The 20,915-nt window shown below is 73.0% G+C and carries 18 protein-coding genes and 1 tRNA gene; 3 read left to right on the top strand and 16 right to left on the bottom strand.

The features are described 5' to 3' along the window. From pknB to NWP09_RS04920, 7 genes are all read right to left on the bottom strand, one after another. On the bottom strand, positions 1–1,634 hold a 1,634-nt coding region (gene pknB, locus NWP09_RS04950), incomplete at its 3' end, for a Stk1 family PASTA domain-containing Ser/Thr kinase (RefSeq protein ID WP_258274428.1). 101 nt (positions 1,635–1,735) lie between these two features. Further along, positions 1,736–3,487: a protein kinase gene (locus NWP09_RS04945; protein WP_258274427.1), complete on the bottom strand. Its 1,752-nt coding sequence runs from the start codon at positions 3,485–3,487 to the stop codon at positions 1,736–1,738. Then, the gene (locus tag NWP09_RS04940; protein WP_258274426.1) at positions 3,484–4,965 is read right to left on the bottom strand and encodes a penicillin-binding protein 2; all 1,482 of its coding nucleotides are present in this window, start codon (positions 4,963–4,965) and stop codon (positions 3,484–3,486) included. Before NWP09_RS04940 ends, NWP09_RS04945 begins: the two co-directional genes overlap by 4 nt. Beyond that, positions 4,962–6,368: an FtsW/RodA/SpoVE family cell cycle protein gene (locus tag NWP09_RS04935; RefSeq protein ID WP_258274425.1), complete on the bottom strand. Its 1,407-nt coding sequence runs from the start codon at positions 6,366–6,368 to the stop codon at positions 4,962–4,964. The genes NWP09_RS04940 and NWP09_RS04935 overlap by 4 nt, the downstream gene beginning before the upstream one ends. Further along, positions 6,365–7,606 (bottom strand): PP2C family serine/threonine-protein phosphatase, encoded by a 1,242-nt coding sequence (locus tag NWP09_RS04930; RefSeq protein WP_258274424.1) that lies wholly within the window; start codon positions 7,604–7,606, stop codon positions 6,365–6,367. The genes NWP09_RS04935 and NWP09_RS04930 overlap by 4 nt, the downstream gene beginning before the upstream one ends. Before the next feature lie 2 nt (positions 7,607–7,608). Next, positions 7,609–8,157 (bottom strand): FHA domain-containing protein, encoded by a 549-nt coding sequence (locus NWP09_RS04925; RefSeq protein WP_258274423.1) that lies wholly within the window; start codon positions 8,155–8,157, stop codon positions 7,609–7,611. Then, positions 8,154–8,834: a DUF3662 and FHA domain-containing protein gene (locus NWP09_RS04920; protein WP_258274429.1), complete on the bottom strand. Its 681-nt coding sequence runs from the start codon at positions 8,832–8,834 to the stop codon at positions 8,154–8,156. Before NWP09_RS04920 ends, NWP09_RS04925 begins: the two co-directional genes overlap by 4 nt. A 96-nt stretch (positions 8,835–8,930) precedes the next feature. On the opposite strand from NWP09_RS04920, the gene NWP09_RS04915 reads away from it, so the two are divergent. Beyond that, positions 8,931–9,014 (top strand) — tRNA-Leu (locus tag NWP09_RS04915). 44 nt (positions 9,015–9,058) lie between these two features. Here NWP09_RS04915 and NWP09_RS04910 read toward each other — a convergent pair. From NWP09_RS04910 to NWP09_RS04870, 9 genes are all read right to left on the bottom strand, one after another. After that, a complete protein-coding gene (locus tag NWP09_RS04910) occupies positions 9,059–9,877 on the bottom strand; it encodes an alpha/beta fold hydrolase (RefSeq protein ID WP_258274422.1) in 819 nt (272 codons plus the stop codon). A 42-nt stretch (positions 9,878–9,919) separates the two neighbouring features. After that, positions 9,920–11,092 carry a zinc-dependent alcohol dehydrogenase gene (locus NWP09_RS04905; protein WP_258274421.1) on the bottom strand — a complete coding sequence of 391 codons (1,173 nt, stop codon included), beginning with the start codon at positions 11,090–11,092 and terminating at the stop codon, positions 9,920–9,922. Positions 11,093–11,152: 60 nt separating this feature from the next. Continuing rightward, positions 11,153–12,625: an MFS transporter gene (locus NWP09_RS04900; protein ID WP_258274420.1), complete on the bottom strand. Its 1,473-nt coding sequence runs from the start codon at positions 12,623–12,625 to the stop codon at positions 11,153–11,155. Positions 12,626–12,723: 98 nt separating this feature from the next. Continuing rightward, positions 12,724–13,908, bottom strand: a complete 1,185-nt coding sequence (locus NWP09_RS04895; protein WP_258274419.1) for a M20 family metallopeptidase — start codon at positions 13,906–13,908, stop codon at positions 12,724–12,726. Beyond that, entirely contained in the window at positions 13,905–15,080 is a 1,176-nt protein-coding gene (locus NWP09_RS04890; protein WP_258274418.1) for a M24 family metallopeptidase, read from the bottom strand. The genes NWP09_RS04895 and NWP09_RS04890 overlap by 4 nt, the downstream gene beginning before the upstream one ends. A gap of 93 nt (positions 15,081–15,173) precedes the next feature. Beyond that, positions 15,174–15,755, bottom strand: a complete 582-nt coding sequence (locus tag NWP09_RS04885; RefSeq protein ID WP_258274417.1) for a protein-L-isoaspartate O-methyltransferase — start codon at positions 15,753–15,755, stop codon at positions 15,174–15,176. A 187-nt stretch (positions 15,756–15,942) separates the two neighbouring features. Beyond that, positions 15,943–16,650: a DUF3159 domain-containing protein gene (locus NWP09_RS04880; protein WP_258274416.1), complete on the bottom strand. Its 708-nt coding sequence runs from the start codon at positions 16,648–16,650 to the stop codon at positions 15,943–15,945. Positions 16,651–16,716: 66 nt separating this feature from the next. Continuing rightward, on the bottom strand, positions 16,717–18,090 hold the full coding sequence (locus tag NWP09_RS04875; protein WP_258274415.1) for a glucose-6-phosphate dehydrogenase: 1,374 nt from the start codon (positions 18,088–18,090) through the stop codon (positions 16,717–16,719). Positions 18,091–18,142: 52 nt separating this feature from the next. Continuing rightward, positions 18,143–18,403 (bottom strand): hypothetical protein, encoded by a 261-nt coding sequence (locus tag NWP09_RS04870; protein WP_258274414.1) that lies wholly within the window; start codon positions 18,401–18,403, stop codon positions 18,143–18,145. Positions 18,404–18,678: 275 nt separating this feature from the next. On the opposite strand from NWP09_RS04870, the gene NWP09_RS04865 reads away from it, so the two are divergent. Together NWP09_RS04865 and NWP09_RS04860 are read left to right on the top strand one after the other, a co-directional pair. Beyond that, positions 18,679–19,266, top strand: coding sequence for an HhH-GPD-type base excision DNA repair protein (locus NWP09_RS04865; RefSeq protein WP_258274413.1), 588 nt, complete (start codon positions 18,679–18,681; stop codon positions 19,264–19,266). A gap of 151 nt (positions 19,267–19,417) precedes the next feature. Then, positions 19,418–20,797 carry a PHB depolymerase family esterase gene (locus NWP09_RS04860; RefSeq protein WP_258274412.1) on the top strand — a complete coding sequence of 460 codons (1,380 nt, stop codon included), beginning with the start codon at positions 19,418–19,420 and terminating at the stop codon, positions 20,795–20,797. Positions 20,798–20,915: the final 118 nt, after the last annotated feature.

The raw sequence follows: 20,915 nt of genomic DNA, 5'->3' as shown, positions 1-20,915 counted from the left end.
GGGATCGACTGCGCGGTGACCTCGTTCGCGACGGTGCACGCGGAGGTGGTCGCGCGGCGCACGGTGAGGCTCAGCGACTCGAGCTGCGTCTGGGCGCTCGTCAGCGACTGGCCGACGACGCTCGGGACGGTGACGAGGCCGTTCGAGAGCACGATGCTCACCGTCTCGCCGCGCGAGAGGTCGGTGCCGGCGCTCGGCTCGGTGTTGATGACGCGGTCGATCTCGACGGTCGGGGACGTCGCGCGCGTCACCTCGCCGACGACGTAGCCGGCCGCCTCGAGCGCCTGTCGCGCCTGGGCCTCCGTGAGGTTCGCGACGCTGATGAGCGGCACGGGCGGCGGTCCGTTCGAGACCACGACCGTCACGGGACTGCCGGGAGCGAGCCGCACGCCCGAGTCGGGCTCCGAGCGCAGGACCGTGCCCGCATCCGCCTCGTCGATCATGCGCCGCACCTCGGGCTCGAGGCCGGCCTCCTCGACCGCGGCGACCGCCTCGTCCTCGGTGAGCCCCGCGACCGCGGGCACGGTGGCGGAGAGTCCGGCGATCGGCAGGTTGAAGAAGTTGGAGGCCCATGCGACCACGACGACGACGAGCACCGCGATGAGGGCCGCCGCGCCCCAGAGCCACGCGACCGGCGGTCGACGGTCGCGGCGCGCGGCGACGGCCTCGGCGTCCGGCTCGGGCTCCTCGACGGCGAGCGCGGCGAACATCGCGGTCGCGGCACCGATGTCGAGCGGGGCCGTCTCGGTCTTCTCGAACGGCTGCAGCACGCCCGCGATCGCGTCGTCGAGCGCCTGCTTGAACTCGGTCGCGGACTGGAAGCGGTCGTCGCGCTTCTTCTCGAGCGCCTTCCCGACGATCGAGTCCATCGCGGGCGTGATGCCGGGCGTGATCGACGAGGGGAGCGGCGGCTCCTCGGCGACGTGCTGGTAGGCGACGCCCACGGGGGTGTCGGACTCGAAGGGCGCGCGGCCCGTCAGCAGCTCGAAGAGGATGACGCCCGTCGAGTAGAGGTCGGTGCGGGCGTCGACCGCCTCGCCGCGCGCCTGCTCGGGGGAGAAGTACTGGGCTGTGCCCAGGATCGTGCCGGTCTGCGCGACGTTCGCGCTCGTCTCGCTCACCGCGCGGGCGATGCCGAAGTCCATGACCTTGATCTGGCCGCCGGGCGTGACCATGACGTTGCCCGGCTTGATGTCGCGGTGCACGATGCCCGCGCGGTGGGAGTACTCGAGGGCCGTGAGGATGCCCTTCGTGATGCGCACCGCCTCCGACTCGGGCAGCGGGCCCTCCGCGATGATGTCCTTCACCATCCGGCCGTCCACGTACTCCATGACGATGTACGGCACCGCGGCGGGCTGCCCGCTCGAGTCCGTCGCCGGCTCCTCGCCCGCGTCGAACACGCGCACGACGGTGGGATGCGACATGCGCGCGGCCGACTGCGCCTCCTGCCGGAAGCGCGTGCGGAACTCCGGGTCGAGCGAGAGCTCGGGCTTGAGCAGCTTGACCGCCACCTGGCGGTCGAGCCGGGTGTCGCGCGCGAGGTGCACCTCGGCCATGCCGCCCTGGCCGATGAGCTCGCCGATCTCGTACCGGTCGCCGAGGGTCCGCAGCGACGCGATGATGCTGTCGGTCATCGCGGCTCCTCTCCTCGGGCGTGCGGTGCGCCGATCGGCCCGTTCGCACGGGGATCGGTCGATTCTACGTCAGGCCCCGTGATCGTCCCCCGCCGCGGCCGTCACGGACCTGCCGGCGGCTGCACCGGGAGCGTCACGGACGGCGTGGGCTGCGGCGTCGGCTGGGTCGGCTGCGTGGGCTCGGGCGTCGGCGACTCCTCGGGCGCCGACGCCGTCATCGTGAGCGACGGCGAGGGGCCGCTCGTGAGCGCCTCGCCCTCGGCCGGCGCGCATCGGTACGCGTAGAACACCTCGTTGTCGCCCGACGGCATCTCGGTGATGTTGAGCTGCGGGTTGTTGAGCTCGAGCGTCTCCTGCTCGCCGTTCGCCCAGAGGATCGTCGCCTCGTAGCCGGCGACCGAGTAGTCGGCCGGGCACGTCGCCGCATCCCACACGACCGTGTACGGCGTGCCGGTCTCGAGGGCCGCCGGGTCCTCGCCGCCGCCCATGCGGGGCGCGCTCGTCGGGTCCTCGATCGCGGCGACGGGGCCGTGGATGGTCCCGACGACGGTCGAGCCCTGCGGCACCGGGCCCGTCGGCGCGACCGCGTAGATGCGCGCGACGTCGTCCGCGGCGGTCGCGGGCCGGCCGGTCTCGACGCTCGGCACGAGCCCCAGCTCCTCGATCGCGTCGCGGAACTCGGCCTCGGTCATCCCCTCGAAGTCCTCGAGCGCGATGTCGACGAGCTGCGCCGACTGGCTCGCCGACGCGGGCGTCGAGGCCGCGGGATCGGGCCGCTGCTGGTTCAGCAGCATGAGCGCGATCGCGACCCCGGCCGCGACGAGCAGGATCGCGAGGATCACGACCGGCCAGATCCACGGGTTCCGCCGGTCGCGCTCGCGCACGGGCGTGGTCGAGCGGGTCACGGGCAGCGCTGCGGTCGCCGGGCTCGACTGCGTCGTGATGACCCGCGTGGCCGCCTGGGTCGGCGAGTCGATCGTCGCGAACGAGTCGGTCGAGGCGATGCCCGGCACGATCGCCGCCGCGCCCGCGATGTCGCCGCGGCGCAGCATCGTCGCTGCGCGCGAGAGGTGGGCCGCCGAGGTGGGGCGGTCGGCGGGCGTCTTCGCGATGCACGAGAGCACGAGGTTGCGCACCGGCTCCGGCACCGTGCCCGGCAGGTCCGGCGGCGCGTCGTTGATGTGCGCCATCGCGATCGCGACCTGCGACTCGCCCGTGAACGGCCGGCGGCCGGCGAGCGCCTCGTAGGCGACGATGCCGAGCGAGTAGATGTCGGTCGACGGGGCCGCCTGCTGCCCCGACGCCTGCTCGGGGGAGAGGTACTGCACCGTGCCCATCACCTGGCCGGTCGCGGTGAGCGGCACCTGGTCGGCGATGCGCGCGATGCCGAAGTCGGTGATCTTCACCCGGCCCTCGGGCGTGATGAGGAGGTTGCCCGGCTTGATGTCGCGGTGCACGAGGCCCGCCTGGTGCGCGGCGTGCAGCGCGGCGGAGGTCTGGGCGACGATGTCGAGCACCTTGTCGGCCGAGAGGGTGCGGTCGCGGTCGAGGATCGCGCTGAGCGGCTCGCCCGGCACGAGCTCCATGACGAGGAACGCGCTGCCCTCCTCCTCGCCGTAGTCGAAGACGTTCGCGATGCCCTCGTGGTTCACGAGCGCCGCGTGCCGGGCCTCGGCGCGGAAGCGCTCGAGGAACCCGGGATCGCCCATGTACTCGTCCTTGAGGATCTTGAGCGCGACGGTGCGGCCGATGACCTGGTCGGTCGCCTGCCAGACCTCGCCCATGCCGCCGATGGCGATCCGGCTGGTCAGCTGGTATCGCCCACCGAAGGTGAGTCCGCTGGATGGTCTCATGAGTTCAGCACCGCCTCGATCACTGCTCTCCCGATAGGTGCGGCGATCACGTTTGAAGTATCACCGACGATGTTCTCACTAGGCACGACCACGACCGCGACTGCCACGCTCCGATCGCCCAGCTCCCCGTAGCCCGTGAACCACAGGTTGAACGGCTCGCCGCGCTCCCCGGTCTCCGCGGTGCCCGTCTTGCCGCCCACCGTGACGCCCGGGATCGCGGCGTTCGTCGCGAGGCCCTCGGCCACGCCGAGCTCCATCGCGCCGCGGAGCGCGACCGCCGTCTCGGCGGAGATGGGGTTGCCGAGGATCTCGGGCTGCGGGTCGTCGAGCACGTCGAGGTTGGGCGCGAGCACGCGGTCGACCATCTGCGGTCGCATCATCGTGCCGTCGTTCGCGACCGCCGCCGACACCATGGCCATCTGCAGCGGCGTCACGCGCACGTCGTACTGGCCGAACCCGGTGAGCATGAGGCTCGGCTCGTCGAGCTGCGCCGGGTAGGTGCTCGGCGTGACCTCGAGCGGGATCGAGAGCGGCTCGCCGAACCCGAAGTCCGCCGTCTGCTGCTGCATCGGCTCCTGGCCCAGCTGCTGCGCGAGCTGGGCGAAGGGGATGTTGCACGAGAGCACGATCGCGGTCTCGAGCGTGACGGTCTCGCCCGGCCCGCACGGGCCCCGCGAGGCGTTGCGCACGACGGCGCTCGACTGCGGCAGCTGCAGCTCGGCCGGGTTGTCGAACTCGGACTGCAGCGTGTACCGACCGGACTCGAGCGCCGCCGCCGCCGTCACGATCTTGAACACGGAGCCGGGGAAGTACAGGTCGCCGGCGATCGCGCGGTTGACGAGCGGATCCCCCGGGTCCTCGAGCAGCTGCGAGTAGACCTCCTGCACGGCGGCCGTGTCGTGCGACGCGAACGCGTTCGGGTCGAACGTGGGGCTCGAGTGCATCGCGAGCACCTCGCCCGTCTCGGGGTCGAGCGCGACGACCGCGCCCTCCCGGTCGCCCAGCGCATCCGCCGCCGCCTGCTGCGCGTCGCCGTCGATCGTGAGCTCGACCGAGGCGCCCGAGGGATCCTGGCCGGTGATGGTCGAGATGATCTGCTCGAGGAACTGGCTGTTCGCGGTGCCCGTGAGCTCCTCGTTCATGGCGCCCTCGATGCCGGTGTTGCCCTGCCCGAGGGTGTTGTAGCCGGTCACCGAGGCGTAGAGCGGGCCGAGCGGGTACTGCCGCTGCCACTCGTACTCGTCGTCGGACGGCACCGACTGCGCGATCGGCACGCCGTCGACGACGATCGAGCCGCGCTCGACCGAGAACGAGTCGAGCAGCGTGCGCGTGTTGCGCGCGTCGGTGTGCAGCGCGTCGGCCTGCACCGCCTGGATCATCGTCGACGACGCGAACAGGCCGAGGAACATCACCACCAGGAGCGAGCTCACCCGGCGGATCGGCCGCCGCATGCTCTGCTCGCGCTCGTTGCCCGTCATGCCATCCCCCTTCCTCGCACGGAGTCGCTCAGCCGCAGCAGCAGCGCCACGATGAGCCAGTTCGCCAGCAGCGACGAGCCGCCGGCCGCGAGGAACGGCGTCGTGAGGCCCGTGAGCGGGATGAGCCGCGTCACGCCGCCGACGACGATGAACACCTGCAGGCCGATCGTGAAGGCGAGGCCCACGCCCAGCAGCTTCGTGAAGTCGTCCGGCCCCTGGAAGCCGATGCGGATGCCGCGGGAGACGAGGATGAGGTACAGCGCGAGGATCGCGAAGATGCCCATGAGGCCGAGCTCCTCGCCGAGCGAGGGGATGATGTAGTCGCTGTTGGCGTAGGGCGTGATGTCGGGGCGCCCGAGCCCGAGGCCCGTGCCGAGCAGTCCGCCGTGCGCCATGCCGAACACGCCCTGCACGATCTGGAACGAGCCGCCCTGCGCCTCGTAGACGGCGGGGTCGAACGCGTGGATCCAGGCGTGGATGCGGCGCTGCACGTACCCGAGCGCGAAGTACGCGGCGACGCCGCCGAGCGCGACGAGCCCGACGCCGATGACCATCCACGAGCGGCGCCCGGTCGCGACGTAGATCATCACGAGGAAGAGCCCGAAGTAGAGCATCGAGGTGCCGAGGTCGCGCTGGAAGACGAGCACGAGCAGGCACATCGCCCACACGAGCAGGATGGGCCCGAGGTCGCGCACGCGCGGGAAGCGGATGCCGAGCACCTTGCGGCCGACGACCGACAGCGAGTCGCGCGCGGTCATGAGGTAGCCGGCGAAGAAGATCGCGAGCGCGATCTTCGCGAGCTCGCCGGGCTGGAGCGAGAGCAGGTCGCCGACGCCGATCCAGACGGTCGCGCCGTTGATCGTGCGGCCGATCCCGGGGATGAGCGGCAGCACGAGCAGCACGATCGCGACCGCCATCGCGAGGAACCGGTAGCGCGCGAGCACGCGGTGGTTGCGCACGAGGACGATCGCGGCGATCGCGACGACGAGCGCGATGCCCGTCCACGCGATCTGCCGCATGGACGCGGCGTCCCAGCCGGCTGCGCCCTCGGCGATGTCGATGCGGTAGATCATGGCGATGCCGAGCCCGTTGAGCACCGTCACGACCGGGAGGATGATCGCGTCGGCCTCGCGCGCGACGACGCGCAGCGCGATGTGCAGGGCGAGCGTGAGCACGCCGAGGCCCCCGGCGAGCTGCAGCGGGAGGAGGTCGACGCGCTGGAGCGCGCCGAGCTGCACGAGCACGAGCGCGCCGCCGGCGATGACCCAGGCGATCACGAGCAGGAACAGCTCGAGGTTGCGCAGCTTCGCGGGGTTGCGGATGCGCACCTTGATGGCCTCGGTCACGTCGCGCAGCTGCACGATGCCGGTCTGGAGGGCGCTGGGTGCGGTGCGGTCGGTCATGGCGATCGCTCCAGTCGCTCGACGATGGCCTGCGCGGCGGCGAGCGAGTCTGCCGAGAGGGTCTGCTCGACGTTGCGCTGGTTGAAGGGGGAGAGCTCGTCGAACGCGATCCCGGTCTCCTCGACCTCGGTCGCGAGCACGATCGGGCCGATCTGCTGCTGGATGCCCTGGTAGATCGCGACGTTGCCCGCCTCGTTCACGCCGACGAAGTAGCGGTCCTGCGTCCAGCCGTAGAACAGCGCGCTCAGCGTCGCGACGAGCGCGATCGCGAGCACCGCGCCGATGCCCCAGCTGATCCGGCGGTTGCGGCGCAGGCGGCGCTGCTCGGCGAGCAGCTCCTGCAGGAACTCCTCGCTCTCGGGCTCGAAGTGCTCGAACGCCGGCTGCATGCGCGCCTGCCGCGGGTGCAGGAGCAGCTGCGAGAGGCTCACGGAGGTGCGCTCGGGCTCGACCGCCTCGTAGCTGATGGGCGCGGCCGCGGAGCCCACGGTCGTCGGCTCGACCGACGACGGGCGCCGGTCGTCGATGTCGACCAGGACGACCGTGACGTTGTCGGGCGCGCCGCGCGAGAGCGACTCGTTCACGAGGCGCTGCACGGTCGAGGGGGTGTCGAGCCCCTGCTCGAGGATCGAGCGGATGCGCTCCTCGTCGACGTAGGACGACAGGCCGTCGGAGCACACGAGCCAGCGGTCGCCGGGCAGCGTGTCCTCGACCATCGTGTCGATCTCGGGGTTCGTCTCGACGTTGCCGAGCACGCGCATGACGACGTTGCGCCGCGGGTGGTGCTCGGCCTCCTCGCGCGTGATGCGGCCCGCGTCGACGAGCCTCTGCACGAACGTGTGGTCGGTCGAGAGCTGCTCGAGCGCGCCCACCCGGTAGCGGTAGATGCGGCTGTCGCCGATGTGCGCGATCCCCACCCGGTCGCCGACGCGGATGATGCCCGACGCGGTCGTCCCCATGCCGGAGAGCTCGGGGTGCTCGACCATCGCCTGCTGCAGCGCCTCGTTGCCGGCGCGCAGCGCGTCGGCGAGCGCCTGCGCGGCAGCCTCGGCCGACTCGTGCTCCACATCCGCCTCGCGCGCCTTGCGCGTGACGATCGCGCTCGCGACGTCGCCGCCCGCGTGGCCGCCCATGCCGTCGGCGACGAAGCTCAGGAACCTGCCGGTGTAGCCGGAGTCCTGGTTCTCGGTGCGGATGCGACCGACATGGCTGATCGCCGCGGCGAGCTGTGCGGTCAAGCTCAGCGCCTCAGCTCGAACGTGGTCGTGCCGATGCGCACCGAGCTGCCCACCCGCACGGGCGTGCTCTCGGTGATGCGCTTGCCGTCGACGTACGTGCCGTTGGTCGAGCCGAGGTCCTGCACGACCCACTGGTCGCGCCACCGCACGATCTTCGCGTGCGAGCTGGAGGTGTAGTCGTCCTTGATCTGGAGCCCCGCGCCGCTCGAGCGGCCGATCGTGAGGCCCGTCTCGGGCAGGTCGAGCTCGGTGCCGGCGCGCGGCCCGCTCGTGACGACGATGCGGCGCGCGAGCGCGGATGCGGGGCTCGGCGTCGGGCGCTCGGTGACGGTCGTCGGCGCGTCGGCGCGGGTCGCCGCCGCCGGCGCGGGCGCCGTCGTGCTCGCCGACGCCTCCTCGCGCGAGCGCTGGCTCTGCACCGCGACGCGCTGGAGGGGCGTGAGCCGCGGACCGAAGAGGTCGCTGCGCAGCGAGTAGAGCACGATGAAGATGAACAGCCACAGGAGGGCGAGGAAGCCGATCCTGATGATGATGAGGGTGAGCTCGCTCACGCGCGGCGCTCCTTCGGCTGGGCGAGCACGCGATAGACGATGCGCGTCGCGCCGATGTCGATGATCGAGTCGGGCTCGAGCAGGGCGGTCTTGAGCGCGCGCCCGTTGAGCGTCGTGCCGTTCGTGGAGCCGAGGTCGCTCACCTGCGCGCGCGTGCCGTCCCAGATGATCTCGGCGTGCTTGCGGGAGGCGCCCGCGTCGTCGACCGTGATGTCGGCGTCCGAGCCGCGGCCGATGACCGTGCGGCCCTTGCGCAGCGGGTGCCGCTTGCCCTTGATGTCGACGACGGCCGTCCACACCACCTCGCCGGCCTCGGTGTCGGAGCCGACCTCGAGCATCCCGGTCGACATCGCCTCGTCGGGCTCGAGCCCGAGGTCGATGGGCCCCGCGAACGAGTAGCCCGACTGCCTCGCGTGCGCCTGCACCGTCGAGGTGAGCTCGTCGAGCAGCGCGTCGCCGAGGCGGCGCAGCCGCTGGAAGTCGGCGGGCGCGAGCCGCACGGTCAGCCGGTTCGGCACGAGGATGCGGTCGCGCGAGACGACCGAGGCGCTCGTGTCGAGCTCGCGCTTGAGCGCGCTCGCGATCTCGACGGGCTCGACGCCCGCCCGGAACGTCTTCGCGAAGGCGCCGTTGACGGCCTTCTCGAGACCGCGCTCGATCGCATCGAGGAATCCCACTGCCTGGTCCACCGCCCTTCGTCGCCGCCGACAGCGTACCCGCCGCGCCCCGGAACCTGATATTCTCGTGTGGTTGCCCGGGCTGCCCTGGGCGTCGCGCGAGTGGCGGAATTGGCAGACGCGCTGGCTTCAGGTGCCAGTGTCCGTACGGACGTGGGGGTTCAAGTCCCCCCTCGCGCACGGAAAGGCCCCGGGCTCCACCCCGGGGCCTCTTCCATTCGCCGTCAGCGCGCGATCGCGGCGATCAGGTCGTCGACCGCCGGAGCGTACTCGCGGCTCTCGAGGTCGGCGCCGTGCAGGAGACCCGGCGCGAGGACGAGCCGCGCGCGCGGGATGAGGGCGGCCATCTCGCGCTGGACCTCGGGAGGGAACAGCGGGTCGAGCGCTCCCGCGAACACGAGCGTCGGGCAGCGGATCCCGCCGAGCTCCTGCGTGTGATCGATCCCGAGCAGCTCGGACAGGATCCGCTCGATGCGGTCCGGGTCGCGCGGCCGCGAGAGCGAGCCGAGCGGCGGAGCGACCATCCAGCGCGCCCACGCGAAGCGGCCCGGCCAACGGTAGGTGACCTGCGCGGTGTCCCAGGCGAACTCCGCCCAGCGCCGCCCGCGCACCATCTCGAGCCAGCGCTCGATGCGCTCGGCAGCGGCGCCGTCGACGCGGTGGCCGGTCGAAGCCAGCACGAGCGCGCGCACCAGGTCCGGCCGCCGCGCGGCGACGAGCTGCCCCACCGGCCCGCCGGCCGAGTTGCACTCGAGCACGACGGGACCGATGCCCAGGCGCTCGATGGCCGCGATCACGTCGCGCGCGTGCCCGGCGACGCCGTGGCCCTCCGGGATGGGCTCGCGCCGGCTGAGCACATGCATGCGGTGGCGGTGCGAGCGCGCCCGGAAGGTCCACGCGATGCCGGGAGCAGCGTCGTACACCGTCGAGAGCCCGTCCCCGGCGCCCGGCAGGTACACGACCGGCGTGCCGTCGCCGAGGACGACCATCGGCATGCTCGCGCCATCGGGCAGCGGCACCCGGGTCCTTCGCCATCGGTGCACGGAGGCCTCCTCGCGGTGTCCCCGCGAGTCCACCGTATCGGCCTACGGCTGCAGCACGACCTTGATGCAGCCGTCCTCCTTCTTCTGGAACGTCTCGTAGTACTCGGGCGCCTCCTCGAGCGGCACGAGGTGCGTCGTGAGGTCGCCGGTGCCGAGCGGGTCGGTCGGGTCCTCGACGAGCGGCATGAGCTCGTCGCGCCACGACTGCACGTTGCACTGGCCCATCCGCAGCGTGATCTGCTTGTCGAACAGGGTCATCATCGGCGTGGGATCGGCAGAGCCGACGTACACGCCCGAGAGCGACACGGTGCCGCCGCGCCGCACCGCGTCGAACGCGGTGTGGAGCGCCGAGAGCCGGTCGAGGCCCGCGTGCCGCATCATCGGCCTCGCCAGCAGGTCCGGCAGCGCGCCGACGAGCTGCTGCGCGGTCGCCGCGCCGGGCGCACCGTGCGCCTCCATGCCGACCGCGTCGACGATCGCGTCCGGGCCGCGGCCGTCCGTGAGGTCCCGGAGCGCATCCGTCGCATCCGCCATGTCGAGCGTCTCGACGCCGTACCGCTCGGCCATCGCCCGGCGCTCCGGCACCGGCTCGACCGCGATCACGCGGTGCCCGAGGTGGCGGCCGATGCGGGCGACGAACTGCCCGACGGGGCCGAGCCCCATGACGCCGAGCGTGTCGCCCGGCTCGAGCCCTGCATACGCCACGCCCTGCCACGCCGTCGGGAGGATGTCGCTCAGGAACAGGTAGCGGTCGTCGGCGAGCTCCGTGCCCACCTTCGTCGCGTTGAAGTCGGCGTAGGGCACGCGCAGCCGCTCGGCCTGCCCGCCCGGCACGGAGCCGTAGAGCGACGTGTAGCCGTAGAGGGACGCGCCGGTGCCGGAGTGGCGGTTCTGCGTCGTCTCGCACTGGGTCGTGAGCCCCTTCGCGCACATGAAGCAGTCGCCGCACGCGATCACGAAGGGGATGACGACCCGGTCGCCGACCTGCAGCCGCGACACCGCCGAGCCGACCTCCTCGACGATGCCCATCGGCTCGTGGCCGAGGACGTCGCCCTTCTTGAGGAACGGCGCGAAGAGCTCGTAGAGGTGGAGGTCGGAGCCGCAGATCGCGGTCGAGGTGATGCGGATGACCGCGTCGGTCGGCTGCTCGACGACCGGGTCGGGTACCTCCTCGACCGAGACCTTGCGCTTGCCCTGCCAGGTGAGTGCTCGCATGCGCTCGACGCTACGCGGACGCGGTGCGCGCCGATATGGGCCGACTCCCAGGCTCGCGGGTCACCGGCCCGGCTCGCGGCGCTCCGGCAGCCGGCCGTCGACGAGCTCGTGGCCGGGGTCGTTGACCTTGCCGATGAGGTCCTCGCCGATCGCGAGGCGATCGACGTCGTCGTCGCCCGGCACGATGTCGCCGCGGAGGCTTCGCCCGGCCGTCTCGTTGAACGTGAGGATCGCGACGAGGCCGATGATGCCCGCGATCGTCATGTAGAAGCCGGGCACGAGCGTCGAGCCGGTCTCGCCGATGAGCCACTCGTTGATGAGGCCCGCGGGGCCGCCGAGGAGCGACGTGGCCACGTTGTAGCCGAGCGCGAAGCCCGCGTAGCGCACGGTCGTCGGGAAGAGCGCCGGCAGCGTCGCCGAGATGTTGCACAGCAGCATCACGAGGAAGAGGCCGAAGATCGCCAGGCCCAGCACCTGCAGCACGACGTCGCCCGTCTGCAGCAGCAGGATGGCCGGGATCGAGAAGAGCGTGAAGCCGGCAGCCGCGGTCAGCAGCACCGGACGCCGGCCCACGCGGTCGGTGAGCGCGCCCATCGGGATGATCACGACCATCATCACGAGCTGCACCGCGACGAGCATGAGCCCGGCCTGGGTCGCGCCCATGTCGAGGGACGTCGTGAGGAACGTCGGCATGTAGGTGAGCACGAGGTAGAACGCCGTGTTGATGAGCACGGTCAGGCCCATGATCTTCAGCAGCTGCTTCGGCTGCTTCGTGACGACGTCGCGCAGCGTCTCCCACGCGCTCGAGCGCGTGTCGAGCTCCTTGGCCTCCGTGAAGGTATCGGAGTCGTGGAGCCGGGCGCGCATGAGGAGCGCGACGATGCCGAGCGGCAGCGTGAGGAGGAACGGCAGGCGCCACCAGCCATCCGCCATGCCCTCCGGGCCGACGAGCAGCTCGAGGCCCGTGACGAGGATCGCGGCCATCGAGAAGCCGAGGAGCGTGCCGAACTCGAGGAACGAGCCCCAGAAGCCGCGCCGGTCGTCGGGCGCGTGCTCGGCCATGTAGACCGCGGCGCCGGCGTACTCACCGCCCGCCGAGAAGCCCTGGATGATGCGCAGCAGGAACAGCAGCACGGGCGCGAGCCAGCCGACCATGTCGAACGTCGGCAGCACGCCGATCGCCGCGGTCGCGATCGAGATCATCAGGATCGTGAAGACGAGCACCTTCTGGCGGCCGATGCGGTCGCCGAGCGGCCCGAGCACGGCCCCGCCGATGGGGCGGATGAGGAACGAGACGGCGAAGCCGAACAGCGTCCACAGGATCGCGTCCTCCGAGCCGCCGAAGATCTGCTGCGACAGGTGCACGGCGAGGTAGCCGTAGATGCCGTAGTCGAACCACTCGATCGCGTTGCCCGCCATCGCGCCCATGACCGACTTCCTGACGGTCTTGCGCTGGATGGGGGAGAGGTCGAGCTCGCGCGTGATGGGCGCGGGCTCGCGCGGGGGCTGCGCGGATGCGGTCTGCTCGGTCATGGCCGTGTCCTTCCGTTCGGTGCCGGGCTCGGGACCCGGTCGGCGGTGGGTCGTGCTGGGTGGTCGTGCAGGGTGCGGTCGGTGGTCGGGCGGGGGCTTCAGGGCTGCAGCTCGAGCAGCAGCCGCGCGTACGCGCGGGCGGCGGTGCCGAGGTCGGCGATGCGCACCCGCTCGTCGGGCTGGTGGGCCTGGCCGGTGATGTCGCCCGGGCCGAGGATGATCGTGGGGCACCCGTGGTGGCGGGCGATGAAGCCGCCCTCGCACGCGGCGGTCCACGCCTCGACGGCCGGCTCCCGGCCCTCGGCTGCGAGCGCCGAGACGGCGGCGGTGACGAGCGGATGCGCGGGGTCGGTCTCGAAGCCCGGCATCTCCATGAGGAGGGCGGCGCTCGCGCGGCAGCCGTCGTCGGAGATCGCGCGGGCGATCCCCGCCTCGAGCTCGCGGCGCGCCTGCTCGCCCGTCTCGCCCGGCATGAGCCGGCGGTCGACGAGGAGCGTGCAGCGGTCGGGCACGATCGACGTCCCGTGCCCGCCCTCGATGCGGCCGACGCTCCACGTCCCCGAGCCGAGCAGCCCCGACGCGCCACGGCGCATCCGTGCGTGGTCGTCGGCGATCCACGTCGCGATGCGCGCCGCGCTCGTGATCGCGCTCGCGCCGTCCTCCGGGCGCCCGGCGTGGGCCGCCCGGCCGCGCACCTCGACCTCGAGGTTCGCGGCGCCGCGGCACGCGATCACGACGGCGAGGTCGGTCGGCTCGGCGACGACGCACGCGCGGTACGCGGCGGGCGGCTCGTCGAGGTGGGCGAGGATGCCCGTCGCGAGGTCCTCCTCGTCGACGGTCACGAGCAGCTCGAGCGGCAGCTCGGGCCGCACGCGGTGCACCGCGGCCATGGCCTGCAGCGCGGCCGCGAGCCCGCCCTTCATGTCGGCGGCGCCGCGGCCGGTGAGCCAGCCGTCGTCGACGCGCGGGTTGAAGGGGTCGGCGCTCCAGCCGGAGCCCGCGGGCACGACGTCGGAGTGGCCGAGCACGAGCACGCCCGGGCGCTCGTCGCTCGGATCGGGGCCGAAGCGGATCGCGACGTTCGGCCGATCGGGGGCGACGAGCGTGCGGCGGCTGCGGCCGCCGAGCCGGGAGGCGATCGCCTCGAGCACGCGCACGGCGACGAGCTCGGTGCCGCCGGGGTTCTCGCTCGCGGCGAGGATGAGCGCGGAGGCGTCGGCGACGACCGTCGCCTCGTCCACGAGCGCGAGGGCGCGGTCGACCTCCGTCCCGACCGCCGTCACGGCGCCTCCCGCACGATGAGCTCGCGCGGCGCGTCGGTGAGCAGCTCGGCGCCGTCGGCCGTCACCGCGACCGATTCGCTCAGCTCGCAGCCGTACCCGTCCATCCACATGCCGGCGATGATGTGCAGGCACATGCCCGGCTCGATGACGGTGAGGTCGTCCTCGCGGATCGAGACGGTGCGCTCGCCCCAGTCGGGCGGGTAGCCGATGCCGATCGAGTAGCCGAGGCGCGACGGCTTCTCGATCGCGTGGCGGGCGAGGTGCTCCCGCCAGATGCCGTGCACGTCGGCGACGACGCGGCCCGGCCGCAGGCCGTCGAGCACCGATTGCAGGCCCTCCGCCGCGATGTCGGCGAGGCCCGCGAGCCGGGGGTCGGGCGCGCCGAGGGAGACGGTGCGGGCGAGCGGGGCGTGGTAGCGGCGGTGGGTGCCGGCGAGCTCGATCGAGACGGCCTCGCCGCGGATCGGCCGGCGCGCGCTGAACGTGAGGTGCGGGGTGTCGGCCGACTCGCCCGTCGGCAGCATCGGCACGATCGCCGGGTAGTCGCCCTCGGCGCCCTCGACGCCCGTCGCCTGCGCGAACTGGATCGCCGCGGCGACGTCGTTGAGCCGGCCGCCGCCGGCGAGCGCGTCGATGCCCGCGCGCATCGCGGCGGACGCGATGCGCCCCGCGCCGCGCATGAGCTCGAGCTCGTACGGGCTCTTCACGAGCCGCACCCAGTTCACGAGGTCGTGCGCGTCGACGAGCTGCCACTCGGGCAGCCCCCGCTCGAGCGCGTGGAAGGAGCGCACGGTGAGGAAGTGCGCCTCGGGCTCGTAGCCGATGCGGCCGCGCTGCGCGAAGCCGTGCTCGCGCAGCTGCTCGGCCGCCCAGTCGAACGGGTGCGCGTCGCGCTGGTGCACGAGCGACTCCGGGTAGCCGAGGATGCGCTCGCGCGGCGTTCGTGCGGTGCGGTGCGCGCCGCCGGCGTCCATCGCGCGCATGATGAGCAGCGGCTCGCCCGTGAGCGGCACGAACAGCAGCTGCGGCATGTAGAACGACCACGCGTCGTAGCCGGTCAGGTAGTGCAGGTTGGCGGGGTCGACCACCACGAGGCCGTCGAGCCCCGAGCGCTGCATGCGCGCTCGCGTGCGGGCGAGCCGCTCGGCGAGCTCCTGGTCGCTTGGGCCCACGCTGCCTCCTCGGGTCGGTCCCGCCACCCTACGGGGGCGGGCATGGGCCGCTGCCCTGCCGCTCGCGTGTCCCGGGCGGAGGGCGTCGCGCGCTCACCCGATCAGCGGCACGAACGCGTAGCGCCCGCCGTCCTGGCGCACGCGCGGCACCCCGCGGTGCACGTCGACGACGAGCATGAGCCCGGCGACCGGCGCGACCATGCGGCCTCGCTCCGCGAGCTGCGCGACGAGCGCGTCGGGCATGCGCCCGAAGTCGGCCGAGACGAGGATGCGGTCCCACGGCCCATCGTCGGGGAGCCCGAGCACGCCCGGGGTCGCCCGCCGCACGCGTGCGGGGCTCCCGTGCTCGGCGAGGTTCGCGTTCGCGAACGCGACGAGCTCCGGCACGAGCTCGACCCCCGTCGTCTCGGCGCCCAGCTCCGCGAGGATCGCGGTCGTCCAGCCCGATCCGGCCCCGACGTCGAGCACGCGGTGGCCCGGTCGCGCGTCGAGCAGCTCGAGCATGCGGGCGACGGTCGAGGGCTGCGAGTTCGTCGCGTCCCAGCCGATGCCGACGGGCCGGTCGACGCCCGCGAGGTGCCGCACGACGCGGGGGAGGAACGCGGCCCGATCGGTCGCCTGCATGGCCTCGCGCACCCGCTCGCGCACCGCATCCGGAACCTCGAGGTCGCGCATGGCGGGCACGCTACTCGCGTGCGGCCGCATGAGGAAGCGGTGCGGACTGGCACAGGGGCGCTTGCTCTCTCGCAAGTGATGGTGAAGGCGCCTGGTCGGTCCGCACCGCTCATCTGACGGCGACTGTACGCCGCGCGACGGCCCGGCGCAACGGTGACCGGCTCGGCGCGTCAGCCGTCTGCCGCGGTCAGGCGACGGTGCGCGGGATGGGCTTCCGGATGCCCGGGTGCCACTTCGGGATCGAGGCGAGCAGCACCCAGCCCGAGACCGCGATGCACGCGATGATGAGCGGGTAGGTGAGGGCCGCGCGCATGATCGCGAGCCACGTCGTCTCGTCGAGCCACCACAGGACCGAGAAGACGACGACGCGGATCACGTACTGGAGCACCCAGACCCACGACGCGCGCTGGTAGGCGCGCAGCAGCACGGGATCGTGCCGCCAGCGCGTCCGCGTGCCGATGACGGCCCCGACGATGACGCCGAGGAGCGGCCAGCCGACGACGATCGAGACGATCCAGGCGAGCGCGCTCGCCGCGTTCGAGAGCAGCTGGACGAGGAAGAAGTTGCGGGCCTCGCCGGTGGAGTGCGCGATCATGGCCGCGAGCACCGTCATGAGCATCCCGACGAGCACGGCGCGCGGACGGCGGCGCTGCACGAGCGCGAGCGCGAGCACGCCCGCGCTCGCGACGAGCGACCAGACGACCGACGCCGGCAGGTCTCCTCGCGTCACGAGCCATGCGGCGAGGAACGCGATCGGCGGGATGCTCCCCTCGATCGCCGCCCGGCCGCCGCCCAGGACGCGGGCGAGCGACTCCTCGCGGGTCGGGTCGCCGTCGTCGTCGAAGCGCGGGTCGCCCGGCGCCGACGGGGGCACGAGCTCGCCGGGACGGGGCATGCCTCCAGGGTATTGGCCGCGGGCGGTCCGCTCCAGCGCGCGACGAGCGCCCTGCGCGAGCTCGCGTCAGCGCGTCGCCCAGCCCTCGGGGCCGCGCGAGCCCGCCGCGTACTCCTCCATGGGCACCGCATCCGCCCGCCACGCGGCGAGCACGGGCTCGACGATGCGCCAGCACTCCTCGGCGGCGTCGCCGCGCACCGCGAGCCGCGGGTCGGCGTCGAGGATCGCGCTCAGCACCTCGCCGTAGGGCAGGAGGGCCCCGCCGCCGAGCTCGCCGCGCAGCACGGTCTGCTCGAGCGCGAACGGATCGCCCTTGCCGTTCGTCGTCAGGTGCAGCTCGAAGCCGTCGGGCTTGAAGTCGATGACGAGCCGGTCGGCGGTGTCGCGGCCGCTCAGCCCGCGGGGCACGTGCGCCGGCGCGCGCCAGTGCACGATGGCACGCTTGCGCACCGCCCCGAGCGACTTGCCCGAGCGCAGCAGGAACGGCACGCCCGCCCAGCGAGGGTTGGCGATCTCGACCTGCACCTCGGCGAGCGTCTCGGTGCCGAGGCTCGCGTCGACGCCCTCCTCGGCGGTGTAGTCGGGCACCTCCCGCCCTTCGACGCTGCCGGCCGTGTAGCGGGCGCGACGCGAGTGGGCGGCCGGGTCGACGACGCTCGCGGCGCGGAGCACCTGGCCGATCGCGTCGCGCAGGTCGCGCTCGTCGACGCTCGCGATCGGCTCCATCGCGAGCATCGCCATGATCTGCAGCAGGTGCGACTGGATCATGTCGCGGAGCGCGCCGTTGCGGTCGTAGTAGCCGGCCCGGCCCTCGAGCGTGACGGTCTCGTCGTACAGGATCTCGACGCGCTCGATCCCGTCGCGATCCCACACGGGCTCGAGCAGGCGGTTCGCGAAGCGGAGCCCGATGAGGTTCAGCACCGTGTGCAGGCCGAGGAAGTGGTCGATGCGGAACACGCGCTCCTCGGGCACGATCCGGGTGACGAGCGCATTGAGCCGGCGCGCCGACTCGAGGCTGTCGCCGAAGGGCTTCTCGATCGCGAGGATCGTCCCCCCTGGTGCCCCCACGGCCTCGAGGGTCTCGCACACGCGCTCGGTCACGTGCGGCGGGAGCGCGAAGTAGATGACGAGCCGCTCGCACTCGATCCCGCCGAGCAGCGCGCGCAGCGCCTCGGGATCGGTCGCGTCGGCCGAGACGTAGCGCGTCGAGGCGAGCACGTGCTTCGCGCCTGCCCCGACCACGCCGTCGAGCTGCAGCGCGGTGCGCACGCGGTCGTGCCAGTCGCGCTCCTCGAGCGCGCGCAGGTCGGCGCCGACGACCTGCACGCGGCGGGACGGGTCCGCGCGCAGGAGGGTCGCGATGCCCGGCAGCAGCAGGCGGCTCGTGAGGTCGCCGGAGGCTCCGAGGATGAGCAGGGTGGTCGACGGCTGGCGTGCCATGCGCCGATCCTCGCACTGCCCGCCTCGGCGCGGCTGGGCGCGGCGCGTCAGCTCACCAGATGACGCCGCCGCCGATCGAGATGCCGCCGTAGGTGAGCAGCACGAAGACGCCCGCGAGCACCGCGGGAGCGATGCCGCGGCCGCCCGCGTGCCGCGACTTGAAGAGCGCGATGACGGCGAGGATCGCGGCGACCGCGGCGAGCCCGCCGCCGAGGATGAGGCCGACGAACAGCGGGATCGGCATGAGGACGAGGCCGAGGAGGCCGATCCAGAACGCCCACCACGCCCAGGGGTTGCTGCGCTTCATCTGCATGCGGCCCATCCTCCCAGGGATGCGTCGGAGCACGCTGACCGCCGCGGATGGCGTGCGGCGGCCGTGCCTGGGGCGGCGCTGAAGGTGGCGTCAAGATTTGCAAACAGTGTTGCGAAATCGCTGCGGAAGGGCTTCACTGGTGTCAGGCAGCCGCGGATCGACCGATCGACCGGCGACCGCCGACCACCGCGTCCCCGCTTGTCGTGACCAGGCGGGGACGCGGCCTGTCCGGGATCGGACGCGCGGCCGCGGTGGCCCCGTGCCAGGCTGGAGCCATGACGCGCGACCTGCACATCACCGGCGACGCCGACGCCGACCGCCTGCTCTCCGACGACGACTTCGCGCTCCTCGTGGGCATGCTGCTCGACCAGCAGGTGCCGATGGAGACCGCCTTCGCGGGGCCCGCGAAGCTGCGCGACCGCCTCGGCGGCCTCGACGCATCCGCCATCGCGCGCATGGATCCCGAGGCGTTCCAGCAGGCGTTCGCCGAGAAGCCCGCGGTGCACCGGTTCCCGGGCTCGATGGCGAAGCGCGTGCAGCAGCTCGCCGCCGTCGTCGCCGACGAGTGGGGCGGCGACGCGGGCGCGATCTGGAGGCAGGGCGACCCCGACGGGCGCGAGGTGCTGCGGCGCTTGCGCGACCTGCCCGGCTTCGGCGAGCAGAAGGCGCGCATCTTCCTCGCGCTGCTCGGGAAGCGCGTGGGCTTCGACGGCGCGGGGTGGGTGGATGCGTCGGCGCCCTACGGCGAGGAGGGCGCGAAGCGCTCGGTCGCCGACATCACCGATGCCGCGTCGCTCGCCGAGGTGCGCGCGACGAAGCAGGCCGCGAAGCGCGCGGCGAAGGGCGCCGCCTCCGGGTCCTGAGCGCGGCGGCGCCGCTCGTCCTTCGCCGGGCTCGCCGGCCTGTGGAGAGCTCCTGCAACCTGAACCGCTCGTCAGGTAGCGTGCCGCGCACCTCGTCTGCGGATCCCGGTCGATGGCGCTCGGGACGCGACGAGGAGTCAGGAGACCGCTCATGAGCAGACCCGCACGCATCCCCCGCACCCTCGCCCCGCTCGCCGCCCTGGCCGCCGCCGTCGTCGCGACGGCGAGCGGCCTGCTCGGGGTCGCCCCCACCGCGCAGGCGCTCAGCTGCCCCGCGGGCTTCGAGCACCTGCCTGGCTGCAGCAGCGAGAGCGCGACGTCGACGGCCACGACCGCGGGCAGCTGGAGCACCGAGACGATCGCCGGCATGAGCGTCCACCTCTACGTCCCGAGCAGCGCCCCGGCGCTCGCCGCCGGCCGCGCGCTCATGGTGAGCCTGCACGGCTGCGTGCAGACCGCGACCGACCTCCGCGGCGGCGCGAACTGGGTGCAGACCGCCGAGGAGCACGGCATGGTGGTCGCGCTCCCCGCCGCGCCGAACGGGGGCGTGCTGGTCGGCTGCTGGGACTACTACGACAGCAACCACTCGCGCACGCAGCCGAGCCGGCACGACGACAACCTGCTCGGCCTCGTGAGCACGCTCACCGGCCGCGCCGCCCTCGGCATCGACCCCGACCAGGTGTACCTCTCGGGGCTGTCGTCAGGCGGCGGCGAGACGATGGTCATGGGCTGCCTCGCCCCCGACGTCTTCGCGGGCATCGGCATCAACGCCGGTCCGACCGTCGGCACGACCTCCGGCCAGATCGGCTACGTCGCGGTGAGCGAGTCGCAGGGGGCGTCGACGTGCCGGAGCTTCGCGGGCAGCGCCGCCGGCGCCTTCGCCACGCAGCTCACCTCGATCGTCTACGGCAGCGACGACACGACGGTCACGCCCGGCTACAACACGCTGAACGGCGAGATCATGGCGGGCATCTACGGCGCCGAGACCACCTCGACGTTCTCGCTCGCCGACCTCGCGGGCAGCAACCGCGCCGGCAGCGGCACGCTCTACTCCGATGCGCAGGGGCCCCGCGTCTCGGTGATCCAGAACAGCGGCCTCGGGCACAACTGGCCGGCGGGCGGCGGCCCGGGCGGCCGGTACATCTCGACCAACAGCATCGACTACCCCGCGTACGTGACGGAGTTCTTCTTCGCCAACAATCGCCGCGTCGACCCGACGCAGCCGACGCCGACCCCCGAGCCGACGCCCACGCCGACGCCCGAGCCGACGCCGACGCCGACGCCCGAGCCGACGCCGACGCCGACGCCCGAGCCGACGCCGACGCCGACGCCGACGCCCGAGCCGACCAGCTGCGTGACGGCCACGAACCAGGAGCACGAGCTCGCCGACCGCGCCGTGAGCTACGGCTCGAACCCGTACAACCCGTACTACGCGGTCGGCACGCAGGACTACCTGGGCCAGGGCGATGCCACGGTGGTGAGCCTCCGCCAGCTGTCGCCGACGTCGTGGGACCACGTGCCGTCGTGCTGACGACGCGGTTCGCCAGCTGAGCTGCGGCGGCGACCGGGCGCGCGGGCTACTCGCCCGCGGCGCCGGGCCGCCGCCGCTTCGCGCGGCCGCGCGGCAGCAGCTCGACCGAGGGCAGCCG

Source organism: Agrococcus sp. HG114, assembly GCF_024723325.1.
GTDB lineage: Bacteria > Actinomycetota > Actinomycetes > Actinomycetales > Microbacteriaceae > Agrococcus.
This window is presented reverse-complemented; position numbering and strand designations above follow the sequence as displayed.

Excerpts from the sequence above, each read along its gene's own strand:
- NWP09_RS04870 (WP_258274414.1), bottom strand. The coding sequence starts at position 18,403 with ATGCAGATGAAGCGCAGCAACCCCTGGGCGTGGTGGGCGTTCTGGATC.
- NWP09_RS04875 (WP_258274415.1), bottom strand. The coding sequence starts at position 18,090 with ATGGCACGCCAGCCGTCGACCACCCTGCTCATCCTCGGAGCCTCCGGC.
- NWP09_RS04935 (WP_258274425.1), bottom strand. The coding sequence starts at position 6,368 with ATGACCGACCGCACCGCACCCAGCGCCCTCCAGACCGGCATCGTGCAG.
- NWP09_RS04945 (WP_258274427.1), bottom strand. The coding sequence starts at position 3,487 with ATGAGACCATCCAGCGGACTCACCTTCGGTGGGCGATACCAGCTGACC.
- NWP09_RS04940 (WP_258274426.1), bottom strand. The coding sequence starts at position 4,965 with ATGACGGGCAACGAGCGCGAGCAGAGCATGCGGCGGCCGATCCGCCGG.
- NWP09_RS04885 (WP_258274417.1), bottom strand. The coding sequence starts at position 15,755 with ATGCGCGACCTCGAGGTTCCGGATGCGGTGCGCGAGCGGGTGCGCGAG.
- NWP09_RS04900 (WP_258274420.1), bottom strand. The coding sequence starts at position 12,625 with ATGACCGAGCAGACCGCATCCGCGCAGCCCCCGCGCGAGCCCGCGCCC.
- NWP09_RS04905 (WP_258274421.1), bottom strand. The coding sequence starts at position 11,092 with ATGCGAGCACTCACCTGGCAGGGCAAGCGCAAGGTCTCGGTCGAGGAG.
- NWP09_RS04865 (WP_258274413.1), top strand. The coding sequence starts at position 18,679 with ATGACGCGCGACCTGCACATCACCGGCGACGCCGACGCCGACCGCCTG.
- NWP09_RS04860 (WP_258274412.1), top strand. The coding sequence starts at position 19,418 with ATGAGCAGACCCGCACGCATCCCCCGCACCCTCGCCCCGCTCGCCGCC.
- NWP09_RS04880 (WP_258274416.1), bottom strand. The coding sequence starts at position 16,650 with ATGCCCCGTCCCGGCGAGCTCGTGCCCCCGTCGGCGCCGGGCGACCCG.